The organism is Microcystis sp. LE19-41.2A, assembly GCF_027530405.1.
GTDB lineage: Bacteria > Cyanobacteriota > Cyanobacteriia > Cyanobacteriales > Microcystaceae > Microcystis > Microcystis aeruginosa.
This window is the reverse complement of the sequence record NZ_JAPZQJ010000071.1, coordinates 1-7,900: the sequence shown is the minus strand read 5'-3', so window position 1 is coordinate 7,900 and position 7,900 is coordinate 1. Positions and strand designations below refer to the sequence as shown.

General features: G+C 42.3%; 7 protein-coding genes and 1 pseudogene. 1 reads left to right on the top strand and 7 read right to left on the bottom strand.

The genetic code is table 11. The features are described 5' to 3' along the window. Window positions 1-127 precede the first annotated feature (127 nt). Window positions 128-874, bottom strand: a pseudogene (locus tag O9290_RS03075) (protein kinase domain-containing protein); the annotation flags it as partial. Window positions 875-1,237: 363 nt separating this feature from the next. Here O9290_RS03075 and O9290_RS03070 point away from each other — a divergent pair. Continuing rightward, entirely contained in the window at window positions 1,238-2,131 is an 894-nt protein-coding gene (locus tag O9290_RS03070) for a DNA adenine methylase (protein WP_288055814.1), read from the top strand. 9 nt (window positions 2,132-2,140) lie between these two features. Here the strand turns inward: O9290_RS03070 and O9290_RS03065 are convergent, their stop codons facing one another. The 6 genes from O9290_RS03065 to acpP all read right to left on the bottom strand — a co-directional run bounded on the left by O9290_RS03065 (window position 2,141) and on the right by acpP (window position 7,627). After that, complete coding sequence (locus O9290_RS03065) at window positions 2,141-2,464, bottom strand: hypothetical protein (protein WP_288055817.1); 324 nt, start codon at window positions 2,462-2,464, stop codon at window positions 2,141-2,143. Between the two features lie 102 nt (window positions 2,465-2,566). Continuing rightward, a complete protein-coding gene (locus O9290_RS03060; RefSeq protein ID WP_004159431.1) occupies window positions 2,567-3,037 on the bottom strand; it encodes a type II toxin-antitoxin system VapC family toxin in 471 nt (156 codons plus the stop codon). After that, a complete protein-coding gene (locus O9290_RS03055; protein WP_004159432.1) occupies window positions 3,034-3,801 on the bottom strand; it encodes a hypothetical protein in 768 nt (255 codons plus the stop codon). The genes O9290_RS03060 and O9290_RS03055 overlap by 4 nt, the downstream gene beginning before the upstream one ends. Window positions 3,802-3,968: 167 nt before the next feature. Further along, entirely contained in the window at window positions 3,969-5,975 is a 2,007-nt protein-coding gene (tkt, locus tag O9290_RS03050) for a transketolase (RefSeq protein ID WP_052277202.1), read from the bottom strand. Window positions 5,976-6,057: 82 nt separating this feature from the next. After that, window positions 6,058-7,308 (bottom strand): beta-ketoacyl-ACP synthase II, encoded by a 1,251-nt coding sequence (gene fabF, locus O9290_RS03045; protein ID WP_288055821.1) that lies wholly within the window; start codon window positions 7,306-7,308, stop codon window positions 6,058-6,060. Between the two features lie 70 nt (window positions 7,309-7,378). Beyond that, window positions 7,379-7,627, bottom strand: coding sequence for an acyl carrier protein (gene acpP, locus O9290_RS03040; protein WP_002798625.1), 249 nt, complete (start codon window positions 7,625-7,627; stop codon window positions 7,379-7,381). Window positions 7,628-7,900: the final 273 nt, after the last annotated feature.

Genomic DNA, 7,900 nt, shown 5'->3' with positions numbered 1-7,900 from the left:
AAAATAGGCTTTTCGAGGGTAATTCTTGTTTTAATTCTCCATGTACGCAGTCTTTAAAAGCCTCTATTTCGTTCCAAGACACGATTAAGAGTGGCTTTTAGGCTAAGTATAATTACTTATCGCGTAAGTGAGATGCTCCCCTGGTATCAAATAAATCAAAGGGTGAAACCTGAGTTAACAAATAAATACAAGTGACTCCTAAACTATACAAATCACTAAGATTGATCGGCTTACCGTTGGCTTGTTCTGGTGCGATATATTCCGCTGAACCGATTACTGTACCAGTAACAGAACGGTTAAGATGTGTAACAACTTTAGACGCGCCAAAATCTACTAAAACCGCTTTCTTGTCTGAGTTACGTCTAATAATATTTTCTGGTTTAATGTCTCGGTGAACCACTCCCTGACTATGAATAAAATCTAAAACCGGCAAAATATCCGTTAATAAAGCTTTAATCTTGGCTTCATTAAATACCCCCTGGCTTCTTAATTCTTGTTCTAAATTCTGTCCTTCAATATATTCTTGTACCAAATATTGACGGTTATCATCATGATTGAGATAGGCGAAAAGTTCAGGAATTTGGGGATGTTTTCCTAATTTTTCTAATTGGATTGCTTCTTTTTCAAATAATTCTGAGGCTTTCTCAATTGTATCAGTCCCTTGAACCGAGGGAAAAAACTGTTTAATCACACAATAAGGTCGAGAAGGCTTACTGTAATCTATCGCCTTAAAAGTGCGACCAAATCCTCCTTGACCAATTAATTGAGTTGCTTGATAACGCTCTTGTAAGAACAATTTCTAGCGGCATTTTTCACAGAATTTATTGCCATCTGGATTGGCGGAGGAACAATTAGGATTGAGACACAGACTCATGGTTTTTACTCCTTTAAGTAGTTGGGTTGACGTTAAAAAAGTAGCTGTTGGTTATGTTGGGTTTCCTGTCTTAGCTGTTGGTTATGTTGGGTTTCGTGCCTCAACCCAACCTACGGTACTTCTTCCTACTTTACATTTTTACATGAACTAAGCCTAAAGCCTAAACTATGTTGACCTATAATCACAAAAAAACCCGCTTGCGCGGGCTTTTTCCACAAAACCAAAGTTTTAATTAACCTAACAACGCTTTTGCCTTCGCTACCACGTTATCCACAGTAAAACCGAACTTCTCTGACATTCCTAGATAAAATATCGTAATTTTGTTAAAATAATCTCAAAGAAAAGCCTCTAAAATCAAAGGTAATGTCCAAAATCGCTAAAAAACTTAGTAATTCTCCTTTTCGTTATCCCGGCGGTAAATTTTATGCCCGTAAGCTAATCTTAGCTTGTCTTCCTAGTCACCATAAGTATTGTGAACCCTTTGCGGGGGGAGCATCTATATTCTTTGCTAAGGAAAGTGTAGCAGAGAATATTCTCAATGACAAAGATGAGGAATTAATCAACTGTTATCGACATATCAAAGATCATCTTAATAGTCTAATTGAATTATTAAAAGGTCTAAACGCTACCAAAGAATTACACAATTATTATAAAAATGAATTTCAACCAGCCAATGACCTAGAAAGAGCCATGCGTTGGTATTATCTAAATAGAACTTCCTACTCAGGAATTATGAAACTTGAAAATTGTTATTGGGGCTATGGTGATAAGTATTCTATGCGTCCTGAAAACTGGCCTTCTCACCTAAAAACCACTTCGGAAAAACTGCAAAATGTCAATTTATCTTGTTTAGATTTTGAAGATTTAATCAATCAATTACCCGATGATTACTTTTTATTTGTCGATCCTCCTTACTTTCAAGCAGATCAAAATAAATTCTATTCCTGCTTCTTCAGTCTAGAAGATCATGAAAGGTTATGTAAGACGTTGAAAAAACATCAACATCGATTTAAATTTCTTTTGACTTATGATAATTGCTCCGAAATTAGAGAAATGTATGATTGGTGTATTTCTTTACAAGATAATGAATGGAATTACACTATTAATCGAACTGATGATCAAAAAAATGGTTTAAAATTAGAACATGGTTATCAGAGTGAAAGACGCAAGGGCAAGGAGGTATTTATTGCTAATTATGATCTTGAGAAACCTGCAAGATTTACACCTCTACAATTAAGTTTATTCGATGTATCTTGATTCCTAATTTTAATCAAGTAAATCCTCTATTTTTTCTATCGGTAGCCATGGTTGTAGAGGTTCAGCCGTATTAACATCAAAGAAAATTTTGGGATAATTAGGGATGAAATTACAGTTTTGATCCTGGCATTTCTGGCGAGAACAATTGATATTATTGGTTTGATTTGCTGTTAAATCTTTACTTCTGGCAACGTACATTTTTAAAAGGGCTTCTTCTTGATTATTAATATTAATTTTGCTTAAAAATATTTGCTCTTTTGGTGTGGGCTTCCAAACAAATAGTCCCGTTTCTAAATTGGTCTGAAAAAAAGCATTGGCAAGAGATGTAATCACTAAATCAAAATCTGTTTTAATATGAAGGTATTCCTATCAATTTAGACCTTTTGTGTTCGGTAATTCGATTTGTAATTTTCTTGTGCGAGAATGGGTACTTTTTCAAAAAAGATCAAGTTGAACTTCAAAAAAAGGTTTTCTAATTATTAAAGGAGGATCACCGATTTCTCCAGAGAGTTTCAGCAAGCCATCATCAAAAGTATCTAAAACATCCACTCTGGCTTTAATTGCCGTCGCCACATGAGTTGCATCTTTAGGTTTTAGTGCCTGATATTGCCACATCAATTCTCTGGCTAGTTCACCAACTTTTCTGTCCACATCATAAATATAAATCCACTCATGTCGGAAAAAATCTCTGATTTTTTCCTCACTTTCTTTAGGTAATTTTGGCTGTCCTTTTTCTAATTTCACCACTTCAATAAAAGTAAGAGCAGAAGTCACAATTATTACCTGACCATTTTCAGCTGCTTTGAGAACAGAAATACAATCATTAATTTTATCCTTTTCATTTTTCAGGAAAGCTAAAAAAACACAAGAATCCCAGTAGTGTAGCTTTTTTGTTGGACGAATCACTTACTTCCTCCCCAAATTCCGATCATTTCCTCAATGGTAGGTAAATCTTTTTCCTCAGGAAAAAGATCAATTGACTCAACTTTAATCCCGATTTTTTCCCCATCTTCTCTAGAGGTAACTATCCCCGATACAGAGACTCTTTTTTCTAGATATTCTTTGATATTATCAAGTAAATTTGGTTCAAAGTAACATTTAACACTTTTATTAGTCAATAAATTGTAAACTCTAAAAATAGGTTGACGACTTACATCAATAGCTTTAAGCACACCTTCTACAGTACCAAAACTTTGATATTTTCCCCCGATAATTTCATCAACATTAGCAATCAAAGCTTGATTCAAGTCGATACACCTTGAATCAAAGCCCAATTGCACCATAAACTCATCTCTTTTTTTCAATATTGCTAATGATCGCGCACTTTCTAAAGCTCGATCAGAAAAATACTTAGGGCGAATCGGATGTTCTAAAATTGTTACTATTCCCCTTTCTACAGTCTTAATAACTTCAGAAATTTGACTAGGTGTAATCTGATCTTGAGGCATTCCTTCTAAAGTAAGATGAATGCTGCCACTATGAATTTGAGAGATTCTCCAATTTATCAGGGGGCGATTTTTGTTAGCAAGGGTTTTATCTACTTCATGGAGTAGTATTGCTAATTGTTCTTGAGCCTTGATAAATTTATCAAAAGACAACAGTGAGCCTTCTATATCTAGTGTTAGGCTCTTGATTGTTTCCTTCGATATAGGGCTTTCCCCTTTAGTCATGGCTCTAGGAATCGTGATAATTATCTCAAGTGTAAAGGTTTTGGCTAACTACTAAAGCTTCCTACTTTACATTTTTACATGAACTAACCCTAAAGCCTAAACTAGGTTGACCTATAACCACAAAAAACCCGCTTGCGCGGGCTTTTTCCACAAAACCAAAGTTTTAATTAACCTAACAACGCTTTTGCCTTCGCTACCACGTTATCCACGGTAAAACCAAACTTCTCTAGAATCACACCCCCCGGAGCAGAAGCGCCGAAGGTATCAACCCCCAACACATCCCCCTCATCGGTGATGTAGCGATGCCAACCCATAGTTGAACCCGCTTCCACTGCGAGACGTTTTTTCACTGCTTTCGGCAGTACCGATTCTTTGTATTCTGCCGATTGTTCCTCGAATAGCTCCCAACAGGGCATAGAAACGACGCGGGCTTTAATTCCTGCTTCTTTCAACACCGCAGCCGCTTTATCGCAGAGATACAACTCGCCCCCCGTACCAATGAGAATGACATCGGGAGTACCTTCGCAATCGGTGATAACATAAGCACCTTTAGCCACACCCGCAAGGGAAGTTCCCGCTAAATTGGGCAGATTTTGACGGGAGAGAGCCAATAAAGTCGGGCGTTTCTTTTCGCTCACCGCTACTTTATAAGCACCGGAAGTTTCCGTACCATCCCCCGGACGCATGACTAACAGGTTAGGAATAGCGCGCAGAGAAGCAACGTGTTCCACGGGTTGGTGAGTCGGTCCATCTTCCCCTAAGGCAATGGAATCGTGAGTCATTACCCAGATGACGCGGGTTTCTGACAATGCCGATAAACGGATAGAATTCCGCATATAGTCGGTGAAAATCAGGAAAGTTGCCCCGTAGGGAATCAATCCCGTGTTATGGAGAGCAATACCGTTACAAATCGCCCCCATCGCGTGTTCCCGCACGCCAAAATGGACGTTACGCTCCTGATAACTGCCTTTTTGGAAATTACCAAAATGCTCTAATTCGGTGTAGTTAGAGTGGGTTAAATCCGCCGAACCACCGATTAAACCGGGTAAAACCCCCGCAAGCGCATTTAAGCAGATTTCCGAGTGTTTACGACTAGCGAGCGCCTTATCTTCGGGTTTATAAACCGGTAAAGCTTGCTCCCAACCTTCCGGCAGTTGACCGGTGGTTAACTGTTCAAATAAAGCCGCTTCTGCGGGATATTTAGCCTGATATTCGTTAAATAACTTATTCCAGTCCGTTTCTGCCGTCGTTCCCTTGTCCACTGCTTGCCGGAAACGATTTAACACCTCATCGGGAACCACAAACGGCTCGTATTGCCAACCTAATGCTTTTCGGGTTAACTCGATTTCTGTTGCTCCTAAAGCTGCCCCGTGAACATCGGCGGTATTAGACTTATTGGGGGAACCATAACCGATAGTGGTGGTGATTTTAATCATCGAGGGTTTATCGGTGACAGCTTTGGCGGCTGCGATCGCATTGGCAATGGCATCTAAATCGGTGTTACCATTCTCGACGTGCTGAACGTGCCAACCGTAGGCTTCAAAACGCTTGCTCACGTCTTCGGTAAAAGCGATATCGGTGGAACCATCGATCGAGATATGGTTATCATCGTAGAGAGCGATTAACTTGCCTAAACCCCAGTGACCGGCTAAAGAACAAGCTTCCCCGGAAATACCCTCCATATTGCAACCATCACCCAAAATCACATAGGTGTAATGGTCGATAATTTTGGCATCCGGTTTGTTGAAACGGGCCGCTAAATGGGCTTCTGCTAGGGCCAAACCGACACCATTAGCAATCCCTTGACCCAGAGGACCGGTGGTCACTTCCACCCCTTCCGTGACGAAATTTTCGGGGTGGCCAGGGGTTTTCGATTTCCACTGCCGGAATTGTTTAATTTCCTCTAGGGGAACGCTATCGTATCCGGTCAGGTACATCAAAGCATACTGCAGCATACAACCGTGACCGGCGGAGAGAACAAAACGATCGCGATTGACCCATTGGGGGTTTTTCGGGTTAAAACGCAGGAATTGATCCCAGAGGACAAAGGCCATGGGTGCGGCCCCCATCGGCAGTCCGGGGTGTCCCGATTTAGCTTTTTCCACGGCATCCACCGCTAAAAAACGCACCGCATTAATACAAAGTTCTTCGAGGGATTGGGAGGCGACAACCATAATGTTTTTTAGAATGAACTACAAAAATAAGACCAGGTTAAAGAGGGAGCCACTCAAAGATTACTCTTTCGGGGGCATCGACTCAAGCATATTTTCTAAAAGCTAAGGTGACGTTATGGCCACCAAATCCAAAGGAGTTGGAGAGGGCAGCGTTAACTATCTGCTGACGACTTTCGTAGGGGACGTAATCAAGATCACAATCGGGGTCAGGATTGTCAAGGTTGAGAGTCGGGGGAATCCGATCATTAGCGATCGCCATTACCGTGGCCACGGCTTCAATGCCGCCAGAACCGCCTAAAAGGTGGCCTGTCATCGATTTGGTGGAACTGACGGGGATTTGGTAGGCCGATTCTCCTAAAGCTTTTTTAATCGCCTTGGTTTCCGTGGGATCATTGGCCCCTGTACTGGTGCCGTGGGCGTTGATATAGCTAATTTCCGGCGGAGTCAAACCGGCATCTTTGATCGCTAATTCGATCGCTCTGGTGGCCCCACGACCATCGGGAACCGGTGCAGTCATGTGATAGGCATCGCAAGTCAGACCATAACCGATCATTTCGGCGTAAATCCGCGCCCCACGGGCTAAGGCCGTTTCTAATTCCTCTATAATCAAGATTCCTGCCCCTTCCCCCATGACAAAACCATCCCGGTCCTTGTCAAAGGGACGACTGGCCCGGGTGGGGTCATCGTTGCGGGTGGACAGGGCCTTAGCGGAGGCAAAACCAGCCAATCCTAGGGGGGTAACGGCGGCCTCCGTCCCACCGCAGATCATCGCTTTGGCCAAACCCCTTTGTACTAGACGAAAAGCATCGCCGATGGCATTGGAACCGGCGGCGCAAGCGGTCACGGTGCAGTTACTCGGTCCTTTGGCCCCCGTGTGGATGGCGGTTAAACCAGCGGCCATATTGGCAATCATCATCGGGATCATGAAGGGACTACACCGGCTCGGACCTTTTGTCAAGTAAATTTCCTGTTGATCCTCAAGCACTTTTATGCCACCCACGCCCGTACCGATTAGTACTCCTATATCATCGGCATTGAGAGCGTCGATAACTAATTGAGAATCTTGCAGTGCTTGCAAACTGGCGGCGACGGCAAATTGAGCGAAACGGTCCATGCGCTTTGCCTCTTTGCGATCCACATAGTCGTGGGGGTCAAAACCCCGCACTTCCCCAGCAATGCGACAAGCGTGACGGGAGGCATCAAAGTGGGTAATTAAACCAATGCCACTTTTGCCGTTGATTAAGCCTGTCCAATAGTCTGCTAGATTATTGCCGAGGGGAGTGATTGCACCCATCCCCGTGATGACAACCCTTTTTAATGGCAATTCTGTCATGTTTGTTCAAAAATAAGGGCAGATTTTGCCCCAGATATTTAAGGCTAAATTGTCAATTTTCTCGCAATAATTAGGCGGTTGCTCCTACTTTCTCGCTAATATGGTCAACAGCTTTGCCCACAGTGTCAATTTGTTCGGCCGCTTCGTCGGGAATTTCAATATCAAATTCTTCCTCTAAAGCCATCACTAACTCCACCACATCAAGGGAATCAGCTTGCAGATCATTAGCAAAGCTTGCGTCGGGAGTAACTTTTTCCGGCTCTACTTCTAATTGTTCCACAACAACTTTTTTAACTCGATCGAAAATACCTTCACTCATGGATGTCAATTTTTATCCGCTGGTTTACCGGACTCTAGCCTCTAGGGTCTGGGGAAATGGGGCGGTGTTACCATTTCCGACAATAAATTTCGGTTAGCTTTTTCACTGACCATTTTTCATCTTACTGGAAGTTGTTCCCCTCTTGATGAAGTTTTTTCTCGATCATCGGGGAAGTGGGGTGTGGGGTGTTGGGTGTGGGGTGTGGGGTGTGGGGTGTAGGGTAGTGGGGTAGTGGGGTAGTGGGGTAGTGGGGAGAATAAATAAAAAATAATC